Genomic DNA, 24905 nt, shown 5'->3' with positions numbered 1-24905 from the left:
TGATCTCCTTTTTTCATTATTCTTCTAAGTAATTTGTTAAAGCTTCCAAGAACAGCTGGGCTTTAGCCAATGTTTCATCATCCATTGTTGCTAAGAAATTCAAGTAATTTGCTTTGGCTTGCTCATGCAATACATGATGAATATCAGCAATATGCTCACCTTCTTTCGTTAACTGATAAAAGATCGACTTTTGGTTATCCTCAACTTGATATGTTGTGATCAATTCATCCTTCAATAATTTATTCACAGCCTTTGAAACTGCTGCTTTTGTTAATGCCAAAGCATCGCTGAGCACTTTATTATTCACAGCATCATGCTGCTGAATACAGCTCAAGATATGCAATTGTGTCAATGTGTAATTGCCTAAATCCTTCAATAAAGTTTCACGCTTTTTTTCTCGATGAATTTCCTGTGCATGCGTTAACTTTACTAAAGCTCGATACATTTTTTCTGTTTGTGTTGCCATAATTATCGCCCTAACTTTGTTTACCAGTTAACTATATTCTTGATTTAAATTATTGTCAACTGGTTAACTATAAATTTGAGTTAGCTTGATAAATACTTATAATGTCTCAATGATCAATAATCCTTTACTGAAAAAGCCGAGAATCGCTCGTGGTTGATGCACTTGGAATGTAGTGCATCGAATCGATAAAACATTCCATGTATTTGCCATTTTATTTGGAGCTTTGTCATGGAAAAAAAACATTGGTCAAAAGTGGAATATCTCCACGAAACTGTTAAAAACTCAAACATTATCATTAAAGGTCAACATAGCTATTACAGCGATTGCTGGGATCAAGGCTTTGAAGCTTCTGTTGTGCGCTATTTATATGGCGATGAAGAAAGCTTAAAGTGGGAGCCTTTATGGCATATTGATCAGCTATACATTGGTGATTATGTCTGCATTGGTGCAGAAGCTGTGATTCTTATGGGCGGCAATCATACACATCGCGCTGATTGGTTCAGCTTATATCCTTTTATGGAAACAATCGAAGAAGCTTATCAAAGCAAAGGTGATACACATATTCACGATGGCGATTGGATAGGCATGCGAGCGATGATTATGCCTGGTATTACAATTGGTGAAGGTGCAATCATTGCTGCAGGCAGCATTGTGACAAAAGATGTCGAGCCTTATGCCATTGTGGGTGGATCACCTGCGCAATTAATGAAATATAGATTTCCACCAGAAATCATTCAACAATTATTAGCATTGCATATTTATGATTGGGCACCTGAGAAATTTCAGGTACTTCGCCCATTCTTAACGCAAAATAATATTGAAGCATTGATTGAAGCTGAGAAAAATTATCCATTTTAATTATTGTTATTATCAATGAAACTATCCCTCTCAGTAGGAGGGATAGAGCTTAAACCTATTGCATTGTCCATTACATGGCTGGGAATTTTTCCTGCCACTGCCAACCACTTTCAGTCGCCACTAAATATTTGGTAATACCAATATTCGCTAAAAACTCTTGGTCATGTGCAACAATCACCAAAGCACCTCGATAACTCTGCAATAATTGCTCCAATGCTTGTAATGATGGCAAATCCAAATGGTTATTGGGCTCATCCAATAACAATAATTGTGCAGGTTCTTTTTGATATAAAGACAGAATCAAAGCAGCTTTCAATTGCTCTCCGCCACTTAAAGCATTCATGGGTTGATTAATCACTGTATTATCCAAACCCAATTGTGCCAATTGCATTCTTAAATCTGTAATTTTTTCTTTAGTTTGCCCATCTGAAATTTGATCCAAAATAGATTGTGATAAATCCAATGAAGACAATTGCTGATCCAAATAAGCAAAATTCACATGATGCTTCACTTCGCCTTGTAAGGGTGAAACCAACCCTGCCAATGTTTTCAGTAATACAGATTTGCCACTGCCATTTTTGCCCACAATAGCAATGCGATCGCCTTTTTCAATCTGCCCATGAAATTCTCGCAAATGCTCAGATAAATGTGGCAATGTAAGCTGATTCAATTCTGCCAATACTTTTGGCACAAAAGCGTCCACATCATAACCATGTAACACAACTGTTTCTTGCTGATCTAGACGATCTTTTGCAGATTGAATGGCTAGCTTGCCTTGTTCAGCAATCTGATCTCTTTGTTGTTTGGCTTTGCCTGAACTTAATTCACTGCGATTCTTTTGACGATCTAGCAATATCTTCGCTTGATTTTGCTCACCACGTTGTTTATTGGCTTGAGAGGATCGTTTCGCTTGTCGTTCTAATTGTTGCTGTGCAACTGCCAAGCGCTTTTTCTCTGTCTGTTTCACCGCATTCAACTGCTGAATAGCAGAAGCTAATTCGGCATCCCTTTGCTCAATATAATCTTGATAAGCACCGCTGTATGCTGTTAAGCCTTTAGCAGATAATTCCACAATGGCGCTCACTCGGTTCAACAAATAACGATCATGGGTGATAATGACCACCTGCCCTTGCCATGATTGAATCATCGACCATAAAACTTGTTTATAGTGATAATCCAAATGGTTGCTAGGTTCATCTAGAATCAAAATCTGCGCTTGTGATAAAAAAGCAGCCGCAATGCGAATACGCATTTGCTCACCACCGCTTAATTGCTGCATAGCAGTTGCTAACGAAACATGGGATAAAGACAGATCAGCCAATAAATTCAGAGCCTCATCCTGAATGCACCAACGCGAACCCACAGTTTCAAAATCATCAGGATCAACACTACCATTTTCGATGCGTTGCAATGAATTCAATATATATTGAATTCCCAATGCTTCAGCAATGGTTTCAGCGCTTTTTTCATGGGCTTTTTGTGATAAGTAATAAACTAAATCACTATTGATACATGAGCCTTCCGTTGGCAATAATCGCCCCGCCATGATTTGTGCCAATAAGCTTTTGCCAACGCCATTTCGCCCAATCAAAGCTGTGATTGGCTGAGAGAATGTATAAGTTAAGTCTGAAAAAACTGCGTTGCCATTTGGCAAACCATAAGACAACTGATTAAGCTGCAAAAATTTGGACATAAAACCTCCTTGATTGACGTATAGGAAGAATAAACGCCCTTTTCACCCAAGTCCAACAGCTTTGGACCGCAGTTGACTCTTTCGACACCCCTGCGATGCAACCCAATCCGGCTGACGGGGAGCCAGCAACGCTGAAAATTTACCCTCCTCTTTCCCACTAGCGGCTCCTTTTTCCGACAACCAGCACGGCGGATCCCTGCCGCGGCGCTGTGAACGCAGCATTTTGATTGGTATCGTTGGCCTTCAGGCTCGTCAGTCAAACAGACCCAGGAGCAGCTCAGCCGGTGGCGCCCGGCTTTCGGGTAACGCCCTGGTCCCGCTGGTTTCGGCTTTGTGCTTCAGGTGATCAAGGATCTGCTTGATCACTATAGGGTCTTCAATGCAGGCGATGACTTTCATGGCGCCGCCGCAGCCGCTGCAGGTCTCGATGTCGATATTGAAAACACGCTTGAGCCGTTGCGCCCATGTCATCGACGCTCGCCGTTGTGCTGGTGTTGCCGGTTCATCAGCCACCCTGACCTTGTTGCCCCTGCCCCGTTTTGCCGGCGTGACCAACGCCCGGTGCCGACTGTTGGGTGCGAACACCCCGTGGAAGCGGGTTAGGTTGACTCTGGGCTTCGGTACCAGGGCGGCCAGCCTTGCAATGAAATCCAATGGTTCGAAAATGACGTGCGTGGTGCCGTCCCGGTACGGCGTCTTGAGCTGGTAGCGCACGTTGCCGCCTCGTGTTAACGACAGCCGCTTCTCGGATACCGCCGGGCGGCTGATGTACCGGCACAGCCGTTCGAGCTTCTTGCGTTCATCGGCCCTGGCCGCCACGCCGGCGTGCAGGCTGGACCCGGCTACCTTGCCAATCCCGTCACCGAACGGATCACCACTGGTCGGCAGAGTTTGCAAAGTGAACACCTTTCGCCCCGCCTGTGAACCGACAGCGATACGGTAAGTGATCGAGTGCCCCAGCAGGGGTGTCATCGGGTCGTCATCCACCGCATCCGAGGCCAGATAGCTGTTTTCGACATCCCGTTCCAGCAGGCCTTGCCGTTCCAGATAGCGACCCACCCGGTGGGCGATGGTGTGCGTCAGCTGGGTGAGCTCTGGGCTGGTCGGCGCCTTGACCCAGCGGAAACGCGCTGAGCCGTGGGATTGCTCGACATACACACCGTCGAGAAACAGCATGTGGAAGTGAACATTCAGATTGAGCGCCGATCCAAAACGCTGGATCAGGGTGACCGCGCCCGTCTTGGCCACTTGGTGGGTATGGCCCGCTTTCTTGACCAGGTGCGTGGCAATGACGCGGTAAACGATGCCCAGCACCCACCCCATGATCTCGGGCCGGCTGGCAAACAGGAAACGCAGCTGAAACGGGAAGCTCAACACCCACTGACGCATGGGTTGTTCAGGCAGTACTTCATCAACCAGCAAGGCGGCACTTTCGGCCATCCGCCGCGCCCCACAGCTCGGGCAGAAACCGCGACGCTTACAGCTGAAAGCGACCAGGTGCTCGGCGTGGCAAGACTCGCAGCGAACCCGTAGAAAGCCATGCTCCAGCCGCCCGCATTGGAGAAATTCTTCAAATTCCCGTTGCACATAGCCCGGCAATTCCTTTCCCTGCTCTGCCATAAGCGCAGCGAATGCCGGGTAATACTCGTCAACGATCTGATAGAGAAGGGTTTGCTCGGGTCGGTGGCTCTGGTAACGACCAGTATCCCGATCCCGGCTGGCCGTCCTGGCCGCCACATGAGGCATGTTCCGCGTCCTTGCAATACTGTGTTTACATACAGTCTATCGCTTAGCGGAAAGTTCTTTTACCCTCAGCCGAAATGCCTGCCGTTGCTAGACATTGCCAGCCAGTGCCCGTCACTCCCACTCAATAGTTGCCGGCGGCTTTGAGGAAACATCGTAGGTTACCCGCGAAATACCGGGAATCTCATTAATGATGCGGCTAGAAACCGTTTCTAAAAACTCATACGGCAAGTGTGCCCAGCGCGCTGTCATAAAATCGATAGTTTCTACTGCGCGCAATGCCACCACATACTCATAGCGGCGGGCATCGCCCACTACGCCAACCGACTTCACTGGCAAGAATACAGCGAAGGCTTGGCTGGTTTTGTGATACAGGTCAGCGGCATACAGCTCTTCGATAAAGATGGCATCAGCCAAGCGCAACCTGTCGGCATATTCTTTTTTTACTTCGCCAAGAATACGCACACCCAAGCCAGGGCCAGGGAAGGGATGACGGTAAACCATGTCGTAGGGCAGACCTAACTCCATACCGATCTTGCGCACCTCATCTTTAAACAGCTCGCGCAGCGGCTCCACCAGCTTGAGCGTCATAACACATTGATATTAGCTTCAATCTCTAAACCGTTGATTTGGAAATACATAATACCCTATTTGTTCATTCTTTTGTTATTTGTTGTATGTTGCGTTATTCCATCAATAATTTTATTCCAATCTTCGAAATGTAGTTCGTGTCCGGTTCCATCAAGCGTTATTAGTTTTGAGCCGTTTATCTTTTCAAGTAAAACTGCTGAATTCTTAAAATGCCATATTTTATCGTCCGTTCCGTGTACAATTAAGGTTGGTTGATTGATTTCGCTCAATCTGTTCCAGTATTCTTCACCACCTTGCAGTGCCGCATGATTGAACATACTTATATAGTTATTAGCTCTTTTAAATTCGGCTCTAATCAGTTTTTCACTTCTTTGTTTGTCAAATTGTTTCCTGCCGCTCATCAATTCAGCACCTTGAATTAAATAATTTGCCACACTGTCTTCATTTGTCCAATCTACGGTTTCAGCTTTTCCGTGAAAATCTAAAATACGCGTATCCATTTCAGGAATTGTGGGGTCTGAGTCGCCCCAAGGACCTGATGAGATTAGTGTTATTGAACTTACCCTGTCGGCATATTTTATTGATGCTATTTGAGAAATCAGTCCGCCCAGTGAAATTCCCACAAAATTGGCTTTGACTATTTTATAGCCGTCCAAAATTGAAATAGCATCATGGGTTAAGTCAACAATATCATAGGGGGTTGAACCCGGTTCGTAATTAGTAGATTTTCCTACGTCCCTATTGTCGTAGCGAATAACAAAAAATCCCTTTTCAGATAGTTTCTGGCAAAATTCAGCATCCCAATACAACATGGATACCGTTGCTCCCGCAATCAAGAGTATTGCCGGATCTTTTTCACATCCAAAACTTTCGGTAAAAAGTCTTATTCCGTTTTTTTTAACTATTTTCTCTTTCATTTCCTCGCCTTTCTGTTTTATAGATTCATTAGTTTTTGGAAAGAAAAGTCGAGGCTGAACATTTCCGTTTCGTTTATTATTGATTCTGCCTGTGCTTCTCTTCCATAAGCAAACATTTGCTGTTCATAATTTTCAATAGCCTCTTCAATGCTGTTAAATTTCCCATTGGTCAGATTATCCGACAATATCAAGGCATCCATCAACCCACTGTTTACGCCTTGTCCTGCAAAAGGAGGCATCAAATGAGCAGCATCTCCAATCATCGTTATGGGTAATGGACGCTTACTTTTCCAAGACTTATCTAAGGGAAATATTCGTGTCGCTAACCCTACAAAAGATGATGTCAAACGAATCAGTTCTTTGTAGCGTTCGTCCCAATCGGAAAATTTTTTCAGGAGAAAATCAACGACACTATTTCTGTCTTGAAAATCTACCCGCGTTTTGCTTTTCCATTCATCAGGTGTTTTAAAACTTATTCCAAAATGCAATGCACCATTATTATTAGGATTCGCAAATAATAAATTACCTTGATGAGCAGCCATTAGCCGGTTTCCATTGCAAAGCTGAAAAAATCCAGGACAGTTCACCTCCGGTTGATGAATATCGGCTTGTATATTGAAAGTACCTGTTTCTTCAACTTCCGTGTCGGTAACAAATTTTCTTACTTTAGACATTCCACCATTGGCAATAATAACCAGATCTGCTGTTTCACTCGATTTATCCTCAAAAGTTAGTATCCACTTCTCCTTATCAGGTTCAAGGGTAACAAGTTTTCTATCCCAAATGACGGTATCATTTTGTAAACTATTTAATAGGATAGTCCTTAAGTCATTTCTGTTTATTTCAGGATTGTCAAAACGATTTTCGGGTCTTACATTTTTTGTGGTTAAAATATTGCCCTTTTCATCAACAATATTTACACCCATTGGTAAAGCTAAGTCATAATAAGTTTGTAACAATCCCGCTCTTTTCATTGCTTCCTGTCCCGAATCCCTGTGCAGATCAAGTGTCCCACCAAAAATCCTTGCATCTTGGTCTTTGTCTCTCTCGTAAACTGTAATGTCCACGCCGTTTTGCTGTAACAATCTCGCCATTGTTAATCCAACAGGCCCGGCACCAATTATTGTAATTTTTTTATGTTTTAGTAAAGTCATATTCTTGTTCGCTGGTTTTAATGTCAACTAATGTCTGTCAATTTAATCACTTTGTTTTTTTTAAATTCAAACACGGATTTTCCTGATAACTTTAGCTTTTGCCCTTTTTTTAAGCCGTTCGGAAAGTCAATTGCTAAAATTGCTGTATAATCAATTTCTATTTCAGTGCTGTTGTCAAAATGCCTAAACGATTTAACTGTCTGTGTTCTCTTTGCAAAGTATGTTTTTGCTGTTTCTGCCTGTTGTTTAAACGCTGTTAACCCTTTCAGCGATAAACTTATATCATTATTTTGAATGTTTTCAAAAACAATATTATCGTCAAGGTCTGCAACCATTTTTTTGATATCAAATTGGTTGTATCCATCGATGTAGTTATTGATGATGTTTACTCTGTCGGTCATATTTTGTAATTATTTATCGGTTACATATTGGTGTTGTCTGTAGGTTGTTCTACGATAATTGCCAACTTTTAACTTCTATACGAAGGAACATGTTGGGATACTTGAACTTTCGATTTAGCGCCAACACGAGCAAACCGAAGTTAGCACCTACTCTCTATTCAGCATATTTTTTAAAAATACTTGTGGCAATGTGTCCGCCAAAACCAAAAGTATTACTCATTGCGTAATTCACTTGCCGTTGTTGTGATTGGTGTAACGTCAAGTTAAATATATCCCTATATTCAGGTTCAATATCTACCGAATTGATTGTTGGCGGAACAATGTTATTCTGAACAACGTATAGGAAGAATAAACGCCCTTTTCACCCAAGTCCAACAGCTTTGGACCGCAGTTGACTCTTTCGACACCCCTGCGATGCAACCCAATCCGGCTGACGGGGAGCCAGCAACGCTGAAAATTTACCCTCCTCTTTCCCACTAGCGGCTCCTTTTCCGACAACCAGCACGGCGGATCCCTGCCGCGGCGCTGTGAACGCAGCATTTTGATTGGTATCGTTGGCCTTCAGGCTCGTCAGTCAAACAGACCCAGGAGCAGCTCAGCCGGTGGCGCCCGGCTTTCGGGTAACGCCCTGGTCCCGCTGGTTTCGGCTTTGTGCTTCAGGTGATCAAGGATCTGCTTGATCACTATAGGGTCTTCAATGCAGGCGATGACTTTCATGGCGCCGCCGCAGCCGCTGCAGGTCTCGATGTCGATATTGAAAACACGCTTGAGCCGTTGCGCCCATGTCATCGACGCTCGCCGTTGTGCTGGTGTTGCCGGTTCATCAGCCACCCTGACCTTGTTGCCCCTGCCCCGTTTTGCCGGCGTGACCAACGCCCGGTGCCGACTGTTGGGTGCGAACACCCCGTGGAAGCGGGTTAGGTTGACTCTGGGCTTCGGTACCAGGGCGGCCAGCCTTGCAATGAAATCCAATGGTTCGAAAATGACGTGCGTGGTGCCGTCCCGGTACGGCGTCTTGAGCTGGTAGCGCACGTTGCCGCCTCGTGTTAACGACAGCCGCTTCTCGGATACCGCCGGGCGGCTGATGTACCGGCACAGCCGTTCGAGCTTCTTGCGTTCATCGGCCCTGGCCGCCACGCCGGCGTGCAGGCTGGACCCGGCTACCTTGCCAATCCCGTCACCGAACGGATCACCACTGGTCGGCAGAGTTTGCAAAGTGAACACCTTTCGCCCCGCCTGTGAACCGACAGCGATACGGTAAGTGATCGAGTGCCCCAGCAGGGGTGTCATCGGGTCGTCATCCACCGCATCCGAGGCCAGATAGCTGTTTTCGACATCCCGTTCCAGCAGGCCTTGCCGTTCCAGATAGCGACCCACCCGGTGGGCGATGGTGTGCGTCAGCTGGGTGAGCTCTGGGCTGGTCGGCGCCTTGACCCAGCGGAAACGCGCTGAGCCGTGGGATTGCTCGACATACACACCGTCGAGAAACAGCATGTGGAAGTGAACATTCAGATTGAGCGCCGATCCAAAACGCTGGATCAGGGTGACCGCGCCCGTCTTGGCCACTTGGTGGGTATGGCCCGCTTTCTTGACCAGGTGCGTGGCAATGACGCGGTAAACGATGCCCAGCACCCACCCCATGATCTCGGGCCGGCTGGCAAACAGGAAACGCAGCTGAAACGGGAAGCTCAACACCCACTGACGCATGGGTTGTTCAGGCAGTACTTCATCAACCAGCAAGGCGGCACTTTCGGCCATCCGCCGCGCCCCACAGCTCGGGCAGAAACCGCGACGCTTACAGCTGAAAGCGACCAGGTGCTCGGCGTGGCAAGACTCGCAGCGAACCCGTAGAAAGCCATGCTCCAGCCGCCCGCATTGGAGAAATTCTTCAAATTCCCGTTGCACATAGCCCGGCAATTCCTTTCCCTGCTCTGCCATAAGCGCAGCGAATGCCGGGTAATACTCGTCAACGATCTGATAGAGAAGGGTTTGCTCGGGTCGGTGGCTCTGGTAACGACCAGTATCCCGATCCCGGCTGGCCGTCCTGGCCGCCACATGAGGCATGTTCCGCGTCCTTGCAATACTGTGTTTACATACAGTCTATCGCTTAGCGGAAAGTTCTTTTACCCTCAGCCGAAATGCCTGCCGTTGCTAGACATTGCCAGCCAGTGCCCGTCACTCCGCGGTCTTCACTGCGTGATCGAGTTGATCGACACCCGCCGTGACACGCTCCATGAAGTGCCTGCCTGCGTCTGTTAGCCGAACGCCCCGCGCATGGCGCTCAAATAGCAGGACACCAAGGTTATCCTCCAGCGCTTTCACACGCGCGCTGACGCTCGACTGGCTGATACCAAGTGCCTTGGCCGCATGCCGAAAATTCAGATGCTCGGCGACGGCGATGAACTGAACAAGGGAAATGAGCGGTATCCTGCCAGACAGGATACCGACATTCACGAGGTTTCGATGGTTAGTGCGCCGCATCGGAGCGGGCCTGCTACCAGTCGTCGGTTAGACGACTGGCGACTTCTCGGTGGCAGCCCCACGGAGCCGAAGGAGCACCAGCCCCAACGAAACCAGTACCGCCATCGCCGTGGCGTAACAGATCACGGGCCACGCTGTGTCACCGTTTAAAAGTGCCACCGCCAATGTCCCGACAATGCTGACTATCAGGCTTTGAACGCAGAAGTAGAACGCGACCGCTGATCCCGCGATGTCGTCGAACTCTGCCAAAGCGCCGTTCGCGGTAACGGACACCGTGAAGACAATACCGACCGCGACAACCCACATCGGTAGGATGAAGGTGAGGAATGACGGCGAGCCGTAAAGTTCGCCGATCCCCAACAGGACCGCTCCGCAAACAAGCAACGCCATCCCACGCGCCACGCATCCTGCGATGCCCCATCTGGCGACAAAGGACTTCGCGAAACGGGTTGTCACGATCATTACAAGCGCGACAGTGGCGAAGGCAAAGCTGAATCCGATCTCGGAATATTCCGCTTGGCCTATGAGCACACGGGGAGCCGTCGAGAAGAAGACGAAGAAGGTGCCCATACCGGCGCTAAAGCCGACAGTGTAAACCCAAAAAGCCGGACTCGCGAAGATCGGCAAGACAGATCGGCGCGTCTTGACTTGATCCAGAGGGCGGGTTTCGTGCCACCTGAAACCCGCATTTAGGAGTGCGAGCATCGCCAGTATAGCCAAAGTAATGAATATCGCCTGCCATCCCAAGAACTCGCCGATCAATGCTCCGGCGATAGGGCCGAGCGCAGGCACGAACGCCAGCATCGAACTGAAAAGGCCGTAGATGACGACACCCTCAGGACGGTTGGCATAAACGTCGCGAACCGTCGCGAACGTCGCCACCAGCATGGCCGACGCGCCCACTGCTTGAAGTAGACGGAAAGCGACAAAGGCCGGTGCAGTTGAAGACCAAGCTGCTCCCAGAGACGCAATGACGAAAGCCGTTGCGCCCGGCGATTAAGTTAATAAACATATTAAATCATTAATTAGTTTTTGTAGTTTAGAGAGTTTATTTCTTAGGGTTTCTATTCCTCAATTATTCCGTATCCTTCTGGTGCAGGAATCCCATGTTCCGAAGAACGACTGACTGATTCCCACTCTTTCCATGTAAATATACGTTTTTCTGCATTTTCAACAGCTAAATCATATACAAGGCTTCCCAGAACTAATCGGAGAGGCGGATTCTCACTATTAACCAGTTTCATTATAGCTTCGGCGGCTAACTTAGGATCACTATCCACCGATTCGTTTGAATATTGTTGGGCCAACTTTTCACGTAATGAATCATACTCTTTTTTCTGTGTAGTAAAACTCATTTTTAAGTATAGATTCGTCCAGTAACCTCCAGGTTCTACGATAGATACTTTTATACCAAAATGTGCAGCTTCTTGTGCTAAAGCCTCGCTAAATCCTTCTAAAGCAAATTTACTAGCGCTATAGATTCCCGACATTGGACCACTAATCAGTCCACCAATACTAGATATCTGGATAATATGACCTGATTCTTGTGCCCGCAAGTACGGCATAACAGCTTGACTTACCCATACTGTACCGAAGAAATTAGTTTCCATTTGGCTTCTAACTTCATCTTCACTAAATTCTTCAATCATTCCCATTACCATATTCCCTGCATTGTTAATGACAATATCGAGTCTTCCAAAATGTTTAATGGCAGTTTCCACTGTAGTCGAAACAGCACTTCTATCAGTAACATCAAGACTTAAAGGAAGTAACATTCCTTCAAACTGGCATTTTAACTCATTCAGTTTTTCAATATTTCTAGCAACACCAACAACCTTCTCTCCTGACTCCAATGCTTTTTTTGTGAATTCGTATCCTAGTCCACTGCTTGCACCTGTAATAAACCACACACGTGTATTTTCATTGTTATTAAATGTCATAAATAATCTCCTCCATTAATCATGTAATATTGGTATCATTCAATACCAATTTAAAACAAACAAAATAAAGAGCACAGGCAATCTGCCTATGCTCTAAATATAGAAATATAAAATTTCAACAGGATTAATCCGATTGTTGGTATCACAAATAAGCCATCAAATTCATTGATGTACCCTTTTCTACGAAGTGTCATGGGAGATCTCCCTTTAAAATAAAAAAGAGGAAGATTCCTCTCCCCCTTTTTACTATAACCGTATAATAAAGGTTTCCTATACGTATAGGAAGAATAAACGCCCTTTTCACCCAAGTCCAACAGCTTTGGACCGCAGTTGACTCTTTCGACACCCCTGCGATGCAACCCAATCCGGCTGACGGGGAGCCAGCAACGCTGAAAATTTACCCTCCTCTTTCCCACTAGCGGCTCCTTTTCCGACAACCAGCACGGCGGATCCCTGCCGCGGCGCTGTGAACGCAGCATTTTGATTGGTATCGTTGGCCTTCAGGCTCGTCAGTCAAACAGACCCAGGAGCAGCTCAGCCGGTGGCGCCCGGCTTTCGGGTAACGCCCTGGTCCCGCTGGTTTCGGCTTTGTGCTTCAGGTGATCAAGGATCTGCTTGATCACTATAGGGTCTTCAATGCAGGCGATGACTTTCATGGCGCCGCCGCAGCCGCTGCAGGTCTCGATGTCGATATTGAAAACACGCTTGAGCCGTTGCGCCCATGTCATCGACGCTCGCCGTTGTGCTGGTGTTGCCGGTTCATCAGCCACCCTGACCTTGTTGCCCCTGCCCCGTTTTGCCGGCGTGACCAACGCCCGGTGCCGACTGTTGGGTGCGAACACCCCGTGGAAGCGGGTTAGGTTGACTCTGGGCTTCGGTACCAGGGCGGCCAGCCTTGCAATGAAATCCAATGGTTCGAAAATGACGTGCGTGGTGCCGTCCCGGTACGGCGTCTTGAGCTGGTAGCGCACGTTGCCGCCTCGTGTTAACGACAGCCGCTTCTCGGATACCGCCGGGCGGCTGATGTACCGGCACAGCCGTTCGAGCTTCTTGCGTTCATCGGCCCTGGCCGCCACGCCGGCGTGCAGGCTGGACCCGGCTACCTTGCCAATCCCGTCACCGAACGGATCACCACTGGTCGGCAGAGTTTGCAAAGTGAACACCTTTCGCCCCGCCTGTGAACCGACAGCGATACGGTAAGTGATCGAGTGCCCCAGCAGGGGTGTCATCGGGTCGTCATCCACCGCATCCGAGGCCAGATAGCTGTTTTCGACATCCCGTTCCAGCAGGCCTTGCCGTTCCAGATAGCGACCCACCCGGTGGGCGATGGTGTGCGTCAGCTGGGTGAGCTCTGGGCTGGTCGGCGCCTTGACCCAGCGGAAACGCGCTGAGCCGTGGGATTGCTCGACATACACACCGTCGAGAAACAGCATGTGGAAGTGAACATTCAGATTGAGCGCCGATCCAAAACGCTGGATCAGGGTGACCGCGCCCGTCTTGGCCACTTGGTGGGTATGGCCCGCTTTCTTGACCAGGTGCGTGGCAATGACGCGGTAAACGATGCCCAGCACCCACCCCATGATCTCGGGCCGGCTGGCAAACAGGAAACGCAGCTGAAACGGGAAGCTCAACACCCACTGACGCATGGGTTGTTCAGGCAGTACTTCATCAACCAGCAAGGCGGCACTTTCGGCCATCCGCCGCGCCCCACAGCTCGGGCAGAAACCGCGACGCTTACAGCTGAAAGCGACCAGGTGCTCGGCGTGGCAAGACTCGCAGCGAACCCGTAGAAAGCCATGCTCCAGCCGCCCGCATTGGAGAAATTCTTCAAATTCCCGTTGCACATAGCCCGGCAATTCCTTTCCCTGCTCTGCCATAAGCGCAGCGAATGCCGGGTAATACTCGTCAACGATCTGATAGAGAAGGGTTTGCTCGGGTCGGTGGCTCTGGTAACGACCAGTATCCCGATCCCGGCTGGCCGTCCTGGCCGCCACATGAGGCATGTTCCGCGTCCTTGCAATACTGTGTTTACATACAGTCTATCGCTTAGCGGAAAGTTCTTTTACCCTCAGCCGAAATGCCTGCCGTTGCTAGACATTGCCAGCCAGTGCCCGTCACTCCCACTCAATAGTTGCCGGCGGCTTTGAGGAAACATCGTAGGTTACCCGCGAAATACCGGGAATCTCATTAATGATGCGGCTAGAAACCGTTTCTAAAAACTCATACGGCAAGTGTGCCCAGCGCGCTGTCATAAAATCGATAGTTTCTACTGCGCGCAATGCCACCACATACTCATAGCGGCGGGCATCGCCCACTACGCCAACCGACTTCACTGGCAAGAATACAGCGAAGGCTTGGCTGGTTTTGTGATACAGGTCAGCGGCATACAGCTCTTCGATAAAGATGGCATCAGCCAAGCGCAACCTGTCGGCATATTCTTTTTTTACTTCGCCAAGAATACGCACACCCAAGCCAGGGCCAGGGAAGGGATGACGGTAAACCATGTCGTAGGGCAGACCTAACTCCATACCGATCTTGCGCACCTCATCTTTAAACAGCTCGCGCAGCGGCTCCACCAGCTTGAGCGTCATAACACATTGATATTAGCTTCAATCTCTAAACCGTTGATTTGGAAATACATAATACCCTATTTGTTCATTCTTTTGTTATTTGTTGTATGTTGCGTTATTCCATCAATAATTTTATTCCAATCTTCGAAATGTAGTTCGTGTCCGGTTCCATCAAGCGTTATTAGTTTTGAGCCGTTTATCTTTTCAAGTAAAACTGCTGAATTCTTAAAATGCCATATTTTATCGTCCGTTCCGTGTACAATTAAGGTTGGTTGATTGATTTCGCTCAATCTGTTCCAGTATTCTTCACCACCTTGCAGTGCCGCATGATTGAACATACTTATATAGTTATTAGCTCTTTTAAATTCGGCTCTAATCAGTTTTTCACTTCTTTGTTTGTCAAATTGTTTCCTGCCGCTCATCAATTCAGCACCTTGAATTAAATAATTTGCCACACTGTCTTCATTTGTCCAATCTACGGTTTCAGCTTTTCCGTGAAAATCTAAAATACGCGTATCCATTTCAGGAATTGTGGGGTCTGAGTCGCCCCAAGGACCTGATGAGATTAGTGTTATTGAACTTACCCTGTCGGCATATTTTATTGATGCTATTTGAGAAATCAGTCCGCCCAGTGAAATTCCCACAAAATTGGCTTTGACTATTTTATAGCCGTCCAAAATTGAAATAGCATCATGGGTTAAGTCAACAATATCATAGGGGGTTGAACCCGGTTCGTAATTAGTAGATTTTCCTACGTCCCTATTGTCGTAGCGAATAACAAAAAATCCCTTTTCAGATAGTTTCTGGCAAAATTCAGCATCCCAATACAACATGGATACCGTTGCTCCCGCAATCAAGAGTATTGCCGGATCTTTTTCACATCCAAAACTTTCGGTAAAAAGTCTTATTCCGTTTTTTTTAACTATTTTCTCTTTCATTTCCTCGCCTTTCTGTTTTATAGATTCATTAGTTTTTGGAAAGAAAAGTCGAGGCTGAACATTTCCGTTTCGTTTATTATTGATTCTGCCTGTGCTTCTCTTCCATAAGCAAACATTTGCTGTTCATAATTTTCAATAGCCTCTTCAATGCTGTTAAATTTCCCATTGGTCAGATTATCCGACAATATCAAGGCATCCATCAACCCACTGTTTACGCCTTGTCCTGCAAAAGGAGGCATCAAATGAGCAGCATCTCCAATCATCGTTATGGGTAATGGACGCTTACTTTTCCAAGACTTATCTAAGGGAAATATTCGTGTCGCTAACCCTACAAAAGATGATGTCAAACGAATCAGTTCTTTGTAGCGTTCGTCCCAATCGGAAAATTTTTTCAGGAGAAAATCAACGACACTATTTCTGTCTTGAAAATCTACCCGCGTTTTGCTTTTCCATTCATCAGGTGTTTTAAAACTTATTCCAAAATGCAATGCACCATTATTATTAGGATTCGCAAATAATAAATTACCTTGATGAGCAGCCATTAGCCGGTTTCCATTGCAAAGCTGAAAAAATCCAGGACAGTTCACCTCCGGTTGATGAATATCGGCTTGTATATTGAAAGTACCTGTTTCTTCAACTTCCGTGTCGGTAACAAATTTTCTTACTTTAGACATTCCACCATTGGCAATAATAACCAGATCTGCTGTTTCACTCGATTTATCCTCAAAAGTTAGTATCCACTTCTCCTTATCAGGTTCAAGGGTAACAAGTTTTCTATCCCAAATGACGGTATCATTTTGTAAACTATTTAATAGGATAGTCCTTAAGTCATTTCTGTTTATTTCAGGATTGTCAAAACGATTTTCGGGTCTTACATTTTTTGTGGTTAAAATATTGCCCTTTTCATCAACAATATTTACACCCATTGGTAAAGCTAAGTCATAATAAGTTTGTAACAATCCCGCTCTTTTCATTGCTTCCTGTCCCGAATCCCTGTGCAGATCAAGTGTCCCACCAAAAATCCTTGCATCTTGGTCTTTGTCTCTCTCGTAAACTGTAATGTCCACGCCGTTTTGCTGTAACAATCTCGCCATTGTTAATCCAACAGGCCCGGCACCAATTATTGTAATTTTTTTATGTTTTAGTAAAGTCATATTCTTGTTCGCTGGTTTTAATGTCAACTAATGTCTGTCAATTTAATCACTTTGTTTTTTTTAAATTCAAACACGGATTTTCCTGATAACTTTAGCTTTTGCCCTTTTTTTAAGCCGTTCGGAAAGTCAATTGCTAAAATTGCTGTATAATCAATTTCTATTTCAGTGCTGTTGTCAAAATGCCTAAACGATTTAACTGTCTGTGTTCTCTTTGCAAAGTATGTTTTTGCTGTTTCTGCCTGTTGTTTAAACGCTGTTAACCCTTTCAGCGATAAACTTATATCATTATTTTGAATGTTTTCAAAAACAATATTATCGTCAAGGTCTGCAACCATTTTTTTGATATCAAATTGGTTGTATCCATCGATGTAGTTATTGATGATGTTTACTCTGTCGGTCATATTTTGTAATTATTTATCGGTTACATATTGGTGTTGTCTGTAGGTTGTTCTACGATAATTGCCAACTTTTAACTTCTATACGAAGGAACATGTTGGGATACTTGAACTTTCGATTTAGCGCCAACACGAGCAAACCGAAGTTAGCACCTACTCTCTATTCAGCATATTTTTTAAAAATACTTGTGGCAATGTGTCCGCCAAAACCAAAAGTATTACTCATTGCGTAATTCACTTGCCGTTGTTGTGATTGGTGTAACGTCAAGTTAAATATATCCCTATATTCAGGTTCAATATCTACCGAATTGATTGTTGGCGGAACAATGTTATTCTGAACAACGTATAGGAAGAATAAACGCCCTTTTCACCCAAGTCCAACAGCTTTGGACCGCAGTTGACTCTTTCGACACCCCTGCGATGCAACCCAATCCGGCTGACGGGGAGCCAGCAACGCTGAAAATTTACCCTCCTCTTTCCCACTAGCGGCTCCTTTTCCGACAACCAGCACGGCGGATCCCTGCCGCGGCGCTGTGAACGCAGCATTTTGATTGGTATCGTTGGCCTTCAGGCTCGTCAGTCAAACAGACCCAGGAGCAGCTCAGCCGGTGGCGCCCGGCTTTCGGGTAACGCCCTGGTCCCGCTGGTTTCGGCTTTGTGCTTCAGGTGATCAAGGATCTGCTTGATCACTATAGGGTCTTCAATGCAGGCGATGACTTTCATGGCGCCGCCGCAGCCGCTGCAGGTCTCGATGTCGATATTGAAAACACGCTTGAGCCGTTGCGCCCATGTCATCGACGCTCGCCGTTGTGCTGGTGTTGCCGGTTCATCAGCCACCCTGACCTTGTTGCCCCTGCCCCGTTTTGCCGGCGTGACCAACGCCCGGTGCCGACTGTTGGGTGCGAACACCCCGTGGAAGCGGGTTAGGTTGACTCTGGGCTTCGGTACCAGGGCGGCCAGCCTTGCAATGAAATCCAATGGTTCGAAAATGACGTGCGTGGTGCCGTCCCGGTACGGCGTCTTGAGCTGGTAGCGCACGTTGCCGCCTCGTGTTAACGACAGCCGCTTCTCGGATACCGCCGGGCGGCTGATGTACCGGCACAGCCGTTCGAGTTTGCTGCGCTCATGGGCCTTGGCCGCTACGCCGGCATGTAGCGAGAAACCGGCAACCTTACCGGGCATGTCACCAAACTGATCTTCCGGGTCGCAGGCGGGCAGTGTCTGCAGGGTGAACACCTTGCGCCCTGCCTGTGGCCCCACGGCGATGCGATACGTGATGGAATGCCCCAGCAGTGGAGTCATCGCATCTTCATCCACCGCATCCAAGGCCAGGTAACTGTTTTCAGCATCCCGCTCCAGTAGGCCTTGCCGCTCCAAATAGCGGCCGACCCGATGGGCGATGGTGTGCGCCAGTTGGGTGAGTTCGGCGCTGGTCGGCGCCCTGACCCAGAGGAACCGGGCTGTTCCATTGGGACGCTCAACGTACACGCCATCGAGGAACAGCATGTGAAAGTGAATGTTGAGGTTCAGTGCACTGCCGAAGCGCTGGATCAGGGTGACGGCACCGGTCTTGGCCGCTTGGTGGGTATAGCCCGCTTTCTTGACCAGATGCGTGGCGATGACGCGGTAAACGATGCCCAACACCCGGCCCATGACCTCCGGCCGGCTGGCGAACAGAAAGCGCAATTGAAAGGGAAAGCTGAGTACCCATTGGCGCATGGGCTGTACGGGCAGAACCTCATCGACCAGTAGCGCGGCGCTTTCGGCCATACGCCGTGCGCCACAACTAGGACAGAAGCCCCGACGTTTGCAGCTGAACGCAACCAGGTGCTCAGCGTGACACGACTCACAACGCACCCGCAGAAAGCCGTGTTCGAGACGGCCGCATTTGAGGTAGGCGTCAAACTCGCGTTGCACATAACCGGGCAGTTCCCTGCCCTGCGCCGCCAAATGGGCAGCGAACGTCGGGTAGTATTCTTCGACGATCCGATAGAGCAGGGTTTGCTCGGGCCGGTGACGCTGGTAACGACCAGTGTTCTCGTCCCGGCTGGCCATCCTGGCCGCCACTTGGGGCATGATCCGCATCCTTGCGATACTGTGTTTTTTTTATACAGTTTATCGCTCAGCTGCGAGATATTGAAGTCTCAGCTGTGATGCCAGCCAGTGCCAGACATTGCCTGTGAGTGCCAGTCACTCCCACTCGATTGTAAATGAGTGCATATTTCTATTTATTTTCAAACAGTTACAAAGAAGCATATTCACAATACCATCAAAAATACCATGCTCAGAAATTTCTTGTAAAAAAATTTATTTTGAGCGGATAAATGCGCCATTTTACGGCGTATGCAAGTGGCGATAATATTAAGGACAATCCTTACCAAATACATGCAAATTCACCATAGGATGGTGCAATTTCAGCATACGATGCTGATACCACGATGGTTCACGAATCGTCAGCTCATAACCCAATGCTTCCAAAGCTAGAAGATAAGATGCTTCATCTTCAGGATTTTCTACAATCAAATCAATATCAATGATTGGTTTAGCGGCTAAGCCTTCAACTGCTGTTGATCCAACATGATCAATTGATAATACTAAATCACCCAAAGCACTCTTAATCAAAGATTTTTGTACGCTAAATCGTGCAAGCCAATCAGGATCATGCGCGACTATTTCAATATGTACTTGCTCAGGTTTACCTTTCACCCAAGGATTTTCATTAGGATCGCCTTCTTCAAAAATATAAATAGCCGCTTTTTGTTGTTGTGTTAATCGATTTTTTAACATTAGAACAATTCATCCAATAAAATGTAATAGCGAATCTTTTCCCAATCAGGTGTGATATTCAACTTCTCAAACAGCATATTGGGATCAAAATTTGGGTAAGCCATTCCGCCGTTATATCGTCCATCAAAATTATGCAATAAACTGCGATAGCACAATGCAATATCCTGATAACGATCAGCAATACCACTTCGGCCTAAATCAATAAAACCACTGATCTCACCTTGATCGATAAAGATATTGGGCAAACAGAAATCACCATGAGAAAAAACGAGATCTTCCTCAGGCTGATTTTGTTTCAACCATTCTAGTAATGCTTTGGGTGACGAAAAAAACCATTCTCACCATAAGTACCCGCTTCTGCATCATCCATATCACACAAACCATGTTCCACATTGTATTCTGCATGCTTTAATTTCTGCGACAATGTCGCATCATAAGGACAATGCTCAATCGGAATATTCCATAACATTTGTAGCGCTTGCACCAACATTTCCACCAATGATTCAGGTTGTTTTAACCAAAAATCAGAGCATGCATATTCACCTTTTAACTTTTCCATTAAAAGATAATGATGTTCTTCATGCTCCATGGCTTTAACAATATTTGGTAATGGTAATTGACCTTGTAACCATTGATACATTTGATGTTCACGCTGAGCTTCAGCAGTAGATTTTTCAACCTTCAAGACCAAATCTTCATAAAACATCACATTAGCATTCGACATGCCAACATTATCAATTCGATAAGTGCGATCGCCCAAATGTTCACGAATATTAATGGGTAAATTGTTTATCATTTTTTTGATCCTTGATTGAGGTAATAACAATATCATTTATATCTTTCTGTTCACGATGCTGACTAACTTTAATCCGATGAAAACTGTCAACGTTTCTGCCACAACACTGGTTAGCCAAATGCCATCAATGCCAAATATCCGTGGGAAAATTGCAATACCAATCAAAACAAACACTAAGCTATGTAATGCAGCAATGATGAGAGAATATTTAGCCGCACCTAAAGCTGTAAAATATGCAGTAATCAAAATATTCAGGCCACTGTGATTAGAGAATTGCACAGTATTAATTGGCATCGCTTCAATGCCCATTCTTTGTAATGTAAATACAGCTGCCGAGTTGCCAACATGCCCAAAAGCAACATGGGATTGGATAGTTAAAACGCGTTTTGGTTGGTTTGTCACGATGATCTCACTTTTGCTACATCTTTTTAATTTGATGCTCGATTATAGCGCAATGATTTTAATTTTGGGATTAGGTTCTTGAACCTAAATCGTGATCGCTTTCATTACCTTCCAATAGATGTGTCATTTCACGCACAGAAGCAATTTGATTGTTCTCAAACGTGAAAAATGCAATCACTCGTACATGTAATGTTTCACCATTCTTTTTAGTCACAAATACATCGTGAATATCCGCAGCTGTATCGCCTTCCACCATAAATTCAATGAATTCTACATGAGCTGTAGCAATCACTTCTTTCAATGCGACAACATGCTGAAAGAAACCATCGTAATCCAAGCTTTTACCATCCACCCATTGTGTATAGTTATTTGCAAAAAACGGTCTAACATCATCCACTGATTGATTCGCATCGAATAATACTTCAAATGATTCAGCCACTAATTTCTGATATTTATGCATGTTTTGATCTCCTTTTTTCATTATTCTTCTAAGTAATTTGTTAAAGCTTCCAAGAACAGCTGGGCTTTAGCCAATGTTTCATCATCCATTGTTGCTAAGAAATTCAAGTAATTTGCTTTGGCTTGCTCATGCAATACATGATGAATATCAGCAATATGCTCACCTTCTTTCGTTAACTGATAAAAGATCGACTTTTGGTTATCCTCAACTTGATATGTTGTGATCAATTCATCCTTCAATAATTTATTCACAGCCTTTGAAACTGCTGCTTTTGTTAATGCCAAAGCATCGCTGAGCACTTTATTATTCACAGCATCATGCTGCTGAATACAGCTCAAGATATGCAATTGTGTCAATGTGTAATTGCCTAAATCCTTCAATAAAGTTTCACGCTTTTTTTCTCGATGAATTTCCTGTGCATGCGTTAACTTTACTAAAGCTCGATACATTTTTTCTGTTTGTGTTGCCATAATTATCGCCCTAACTTTGTTTACCAGTTAACTATATTCTTGATTTAAATTATTGTCAACTGGTTAACTATAAATTTGAGTTAGCTTGATAAATACTTATAATGTCTCAATGATCAATAATCCTTTACTGAAAAAAAGCCGAGAATCGCTCGTGGTTGATGCACTTGGAATGTAGTGCATCGAATCGATAAAACATTCCATGTATTTGCCATTTTATTTGGAGCTTTGTCATGGAAAAAAAACATTGGTCAAAAGTGGAATATCTCCACGAAACTGTTAAAAACTCAAACATTATCATTAAAGGTCAACATAGCTATTACAGCGATTGCTGGGATCAAGGCTTTGAAGCTTCTGTTGTGCGCTATTTATATGGCGATGAAGAAAGCTTAAAGTGGGAGCCTTTATGGCATATTGATCAGCTATACATTGGTGATTATGTCTGCATTGGTGCAGAAGCTGTGATTCTTATGGGCGGCAATCATACACATCGCGCTGATTGGTTCAGCTTATATCCTTTTATGGAAACAATCGAAGAAGCTTATCAAAGCAAAGGTGATACACATATTCACGATGGCGATTGGATAGGCATGCGAGCGATGATTATGCCTGGTATTACAATTGGTGAAGGTGCAATCATTGCTGCAGGCAGCATTGTGACAAAAGATGTCGAGCCTTATGCCATTGTGGGTGGATCACCTGCGCAATTAATGAAATATAGATTTCCACCAGAAATCATTCAACAATTATTAGCATTGCATATTTATGATTGGGCACCTGAGAAATTTCAGGTACTTCGCCCATTCTTAACGCAAAATAATATTGAAGCATTGATTGAAGCTGAGAAAAATTATCCATTTTAATTATTGTTATTATCAATGAAACTATCCCTCTCAGTAGGAGGGATAGAGCTTAAACCTATTGCATTGTCCATTACATGGCTGGGAATTTTTCCTGCCACTGCCAACCACTTTCAGTCGCCACTAAATATTTGGTAATACCAATATTCGCTAAAAACTCTTGGTCATGTGCAACAATCACCAAAGCACCTCGATAACTCTGCAATAATTGCTCCAATGCTTGTAATGATGGCAAATCCAAATGGTTATTGGGCTCATCCAATAACAATAATTGTGCAGGTTCTTTTTTTGATATAAAGACAGAATCAAAGCAGCTTTCAATTGCTCTCCGCCACTTAAAGCATTCATGGGTTGATTAATCACTGTATTATCCAAACCCAATTGTGCCAATTGCATTCTTAAATCTGTAATTTTTTCTTTAGTTTGCCCATCTGAAATTTGATCCAAAATAGATTGTGATAAATCCAATGAAGACAATTGCTGATCCAAATAAGCAAAATTCACATGATGCTTCACTTCGCCTTGTAAGGGTGAAACCAACCCTGCCAATGTTTTCAGTAATACAGATTTGCCACTGCCATTTTTGCCCACAATAGCAATGCGATCGCCTTTTTCAATCTGCCCATGAAATTCTCGCAAATGCTCAGATAAATGTGGCAATGTAAGCTGATTCAATTCTGCCAATACTTTTGGCACAAAAGCGTCCACATCATAACCATGTAACACAACTGTTTCTTGCTGATCTAGACGATCTTTTGCAGATTGAATGGCTAGCTTGCCTTGTTCAGCAATCTGATCTCTTTGTTGTTTGGCTTTGCCTGAACTTAATTCACTGCGATTCTTTTGACGATCTAGCAATATCTTCGCTTGATTTTGCTCACCACGTTGTTTATTGGCTTGAGAGGATCGTTTCGCTTGTCGTTCTAATTGTTGCTGTGCAACTGCCAAGCGCTTTTTCTCTGTCTGTTTCACCGCATTCAACTGCTGAATAGCAGAAGCTAATTCGGCATCCCTTTGCTCAATATAATCTTGATAAGCACCGCTGTATGCTGTTAAGCCTTTAGCAGATAATTCCACAATGGCGCTCACTCGGTTCAACAAATAACGATCATGGGTGATAATGACCACCTGCCCTTGCCATGATTGAATCATCGACCATAAAACTTGTTTATAGTGATAATCCAAATGGTTGCTAGGTTCATCTAGAATCAAAATCTGCGCTTGTGATAAAAAAGCAGCCGCAATGCGAATACGCATTTGCTCACCACCGCTTAATTGCTGCATAGCAGTTGCTAACGAAACATGGGATAAAGACAGATCAGCCAATAAATTCAGAGCCTCATCCTGAATGCACCAACGCGAACCCACAGTTTCAAAATCATCAGGATCAACACTACCATTTTCGATGCGTTGCAATGAATTCAATATATATTGAATTCCCAATGCTTCAGCAATGGTTTCAGCGCTTTTTTCATGGGCTTTTTGTGATAAGTAATAAACTAAATCACTATTGATACATGAGCCTTCCGTTGGCAATAATCGCCCCGCCATGATTTGTGCCAATAAGCTTTTGCCAACGCCATTTCGCCCAATCAAAGCTGTGATTGGCTGAGAGAATGTATAAGTTAAGTCTGAAAAAACTGCGTTGCCATTTGGCAAACCATAAGACAACTGATTAAGCTGCAAAAATTTGGACATAAAACCTCCTTGATTGACGTATAGGAAGAATAAACGCCCTTTTCACCCAAGTCCAACAGCTTTGGACCGCAGTTGACTCTTTCGACACCCCTGCGATGCAACCCAATCCGGCTGACGGGGAGCCAGCAACGCTG

23 protein-coding genes and 3 pseudogenes are annotated in these 24905 nt (G+C 45.4%); 2 read left to right on the top strand and 24 right to left on the bottom strand.

The window, feature by feature from the left end:
* Positions 1-16: 16 nt before the first annotated feature.
* Positions 17-466, bottom strand: coding sequence for a MarR family transcriptional regulator (locus tag LDO51_RS09205; protein WP_156734123.1), 450 nt, complete (start codon positions 464-466; stop codon positions 17-19).
* 228 nt (positions 467-694) lie between these two features.
* Between LDO51_RS09205 and LDO51_RS09200 the strand changes: the two genes are divergently transcribed.
* On the top strand, positions 695-1324 hold the full coding sequence (locus LDO51_RS09200) for a CatB-related O-acetyltransferase (RefSeq protein WP_156734125.1): 630 nt from the start codon (positions 695-697) through the stop codon (positions 1322-1324).
* A 70-nt stretch (positions 1325-1394) separates the two neighbouring features.
* Here the strand turns inward: LDO51_RS09200 and LDO51_RS09195 are convergent, their stop codons facing one another.
* From LDO51_RS09195 to LDO51_RS09095, 22 genes and pseudogenes are all read right to left on the bottom strand, one after another.
* On the bottom strand, positions 1395-3017 hold the full coding sequence (locus tag LDO51_RS09195) for an ABC-F family ATP-binding cassette domain-containing protein (protein ID WP_156734127.1): 1623 nt from the start codon (positions 3015-3017) through the stop codon (positions 1395-1397).
* 252 nt (positions 3018-3269) lie between these two features.
* Positions 3270-4763 (bottom strand): IS91-like element ISCR2 family transposase, encoded by a 1494-nt coding sequence (locus tag LDO51_RS09190; protein WP_001120888.1) that lies wholly within the window; start codon positions 4761-4763, stop codon positions 3270-3272.
* Positions 4764-4874: 111 nt separating this feature from the next.
* Positions 4875-5351, bottom strand: a pseudogene (locus LDO51_RS09185) (glutamine-hydrolyzing GMP synthase); the annotation flags it as partial.
* Positions 5352-5407: 56 nt separating this feature from the next.
* Complete coding sequence (estT, locus tag LDO51_RS09180; protein ID WP_077782102.1) at positions 5408-6268, bottom strand: macrolide hydrolase EstT; 861 nt, start codon at positions 6266-6268, stop codon at positions 5408-5410.
* A 17-nt stretch (positions 6269-6285) separates the two neighbouring features.
* Positions 6286-7422, bottom strand: a complete 1137-nt coding sequence (tet(X), locus tag LDO51_RS09175) for a tetracycline-inactivating monooxygenase Tet(X) (protein WP_044502094.1) — start codon at positions 7420-7422, stop codon at positions 6286-6288.
* A 23-nt stretch (positions 7423-7445) separates the two neighbouring features.
* Complete coding sequence (locus LDO51_RS09170) at positions 7446-7823, bottom strand: hypothetical protein (RefSeq protein WP_044502095.1); 378 nt, start codon at positions 7821-7823, stop codon at positions 7446-7448.
* Between the two features lie 570 nt (positions 7824-8393).
* Positions 8394-9887 carry an IS91-like element ISCR2 family transposase gene (locus LDO51_RS09165; protein ID WP_001120888.1) on the bottom strand — a complete coding sequence of 498 codons (1494 nt, stop codon included), beginning with the start codon at positions 9885-9887 and terminating at the stop codon, positions 8394-8396.
* Between the two features lie 111 nt (positions 9888-9998).
* Positions 9999-10304 (bottom strand): LysR family transcriptional regulator, encoded by a 306-nt coding sequence (locus tag LDO51_RS09160; protein WP_001255015.1) that lies wholly within the window; start codon positions 10302-10304, stop codon positions 9999-10001.
* A 27-nt stretch (positions 10305-10331) separates the two neighbouring features.
* A pseudogene (floR, locus tag LDO51_RS09155) lies at positions 10332-11294 on the bottom strand (chloramphenicol/florfenicol efflux MFS transporter FloR); the annotation flags it as partial.
* A gap of 74 nt (positions 11295-11368) precedes the next feature.
* A complete protein-coding gene (locus tag LDO51_RS09150) occupies positions 11369-12244 on the bottom strand; it encodes an SDR family oxidoreductase (RefSeq protein ID WP_078081115.1) in 876 nt (291 codons plus the stop codon).
* 509 nt (positions 12245-12753) lie between these two features.
* Complete coding sequence (locus LDO51_RS09145) at positions 12754-14247, bottom strand: IS91-like element ISCR2 family transposase (protein WP_001120888.1); 1494 nt, start codon at positions 14245-14247, stop codon at positions 12754-12756.
* 111 nt (positions 14248-14358) lie between these two features.
* Positions 14359-14835 (bottom strand): annotated as a pseudogene (locus tag LDO51_RS09140) (glutamine-hydrolyzing GMP synthase); the annotation flags it as partial.
* Between the two features lie 56 nt (positions 14836-14891).
* The gene (gene estT / locus LDO51_RS09135) at positions 14892-15752 is read right to left on the bottom strand and encodes a macrolide hydrolase EstT (protein ID WP_077782102.1); all 861 of its coding nucleotides are present in this window, start codon (positions 15750-15752) and stop codon (positions 14892-14894) included.
* 17 nt (positions 15753-15769) lie between these two features.
* Positions 15770-16906 carry a tetracycline-inactivating monooxygenase Tet(X) gene (tet(X), locus tag LDO51_RS09130; RefSeq protein ID WP_044502094.1) on the bottom strand — a complete coding sequence of 379 codons (1137 nt, stop codon included), beginning with the start codon at positions 16904-16906 and terminating at the stop codon, positions 15770-15772.
* Positions 16907-16929: 23 nt separating this feature from the next.
* Positions 16930-17307: a hypothetical protein gene (locus LDO51_RS09125; RefSeq protein ID WP_044502095.1), complete on the bottom strand. Its 378-nt coding sequence runs from the start codon at positions 17305-17307 to the stop codon at positions 16930-16932.
* A 570-nt stretch (positions 17308-17877) separates the two neighbouring features.
* Entirely contained in the window at positions 17878-19377 is a 1500-nt protein-coding gene (locus tag LDO51_RS09120; protein ID WP_220788971.1) for a transposase, read from the bottom strand.
* 285 nt (positions 19378-19662) lie between these two features.
* On the bottom strand, positions 19663-20088 hold the full coding sequence (locus LDO51_RS09115) for a GrpB family protein (protein WP_156734117.1): 426 nt from the start codon (positions 20086-20088) through the stop codon (positions 19663-19665).
* Complete coding sequence (locus LDO51_RS19440) at positions 20088-20387, bottom strand: phosphotransferase (RefSeq protein WP_263869895.1); 300 nt, start codon at positions 20385-20387, stop codon at positions 20088-20090. Before LDO51_RS19440 ends, LDO51_RS09115 begins: the two co-directional genes overlap by 1 nt.
* Positions 20388-20392: 5 nt before the next feature.
* Positions 20393-20884 carry a phosphotransferase gene (locus LDO51_RS19435; RefSeq protein ID WP_263869894.1) on the bottom strand — a complete coding sequence of 164 codons (492 nt, stop codon included), beginning with the start codon at positions 20882-20884 and terminating at the stop codon, positions 20393-20395.
* 36 nt (positions 20885-20920) lie between these two features.
* Positions 20921-21286: a hypothetical protein gene (locus LDO51_RS09105; protein WP_202981869.1), complete on the bottom strand. Its 366-nt coding sequence runs from the start codon at positions 21284-21286 to the stop codon at positions 20921-20923.
* A gap of 70 nt (positions 21287-21356) precedes the next feature.
* The gene (locus tag LDO51_RS09100) at positions 21357-21746 is read right to left on the bottom strand and encodes a nuclear transport factor 2 family protein (RefSeq protein ID WP_165122346.1); all 390 of its coding nucleotides are present in this window, start codon (positions 21744-21746) and stop codon (positions 21357-21359) included.
* A 20-nt stretch (positions 21747-21766) separates the two neighbouring features.
* Positions 21767-22216 carry a MarR family transcriptional regulator gene (locus LDO51_RS09095; protein WP_156734123.1) on the bottom strand — a complete coding sequence of 150 codons (450 nt, stop codon included), beginning with the start codon at positions 22214-22216 and terminating at the stop codon, positions 21767-21769.
* Between the two features lie 230 nt (positions 22217-22446).
* On the opposite strand from LDO51_RS09095, the gene LDO51_RS09090 reads away from it, so the two are divergent.
* Entirely contained in the window at positions 22447-23076 is a 630-nt protein-coding gene (locus LDO51_RS09090; protein WP_156734125.1) for a CatB-related O-acetyltransferase, read from the top strand.
* 174 nt (positions 23077-23250) lie between these two features.
* Here the strand turns inward: LDO51_RS09090 and LDO51_RS09085 are convergent, their stop codons facing one another.
* Complete coding sequence (locus tag LDO51_RS09085; RefSeq protein ID WP_225577190.1) at positions 23251-24771, bottom strand: ATP-binding cassette domain-containing protein; 1521 nt, start codon at positions 24769-24771, stop codon at positions 23251-23253.
* Positions 24772-24905 lie beyond the last annotated feature (134 nt).

The organism is Providencia alcalifaciens (genome assembly GCF_020271745.1).
Classification (GTDB): domain Bacteria; phylum Pseudomonadota; class Gammaproteobacteria; order Enterobacterales; family Enterobacteriaceae; genus Providencia; species Providencia alcalifaciens_B.
The sequence above is the reverse complement of the archived record's forward strand: the minus strand, read 5'-3'. Positions and strand labels throughout refer to the sequence as shown.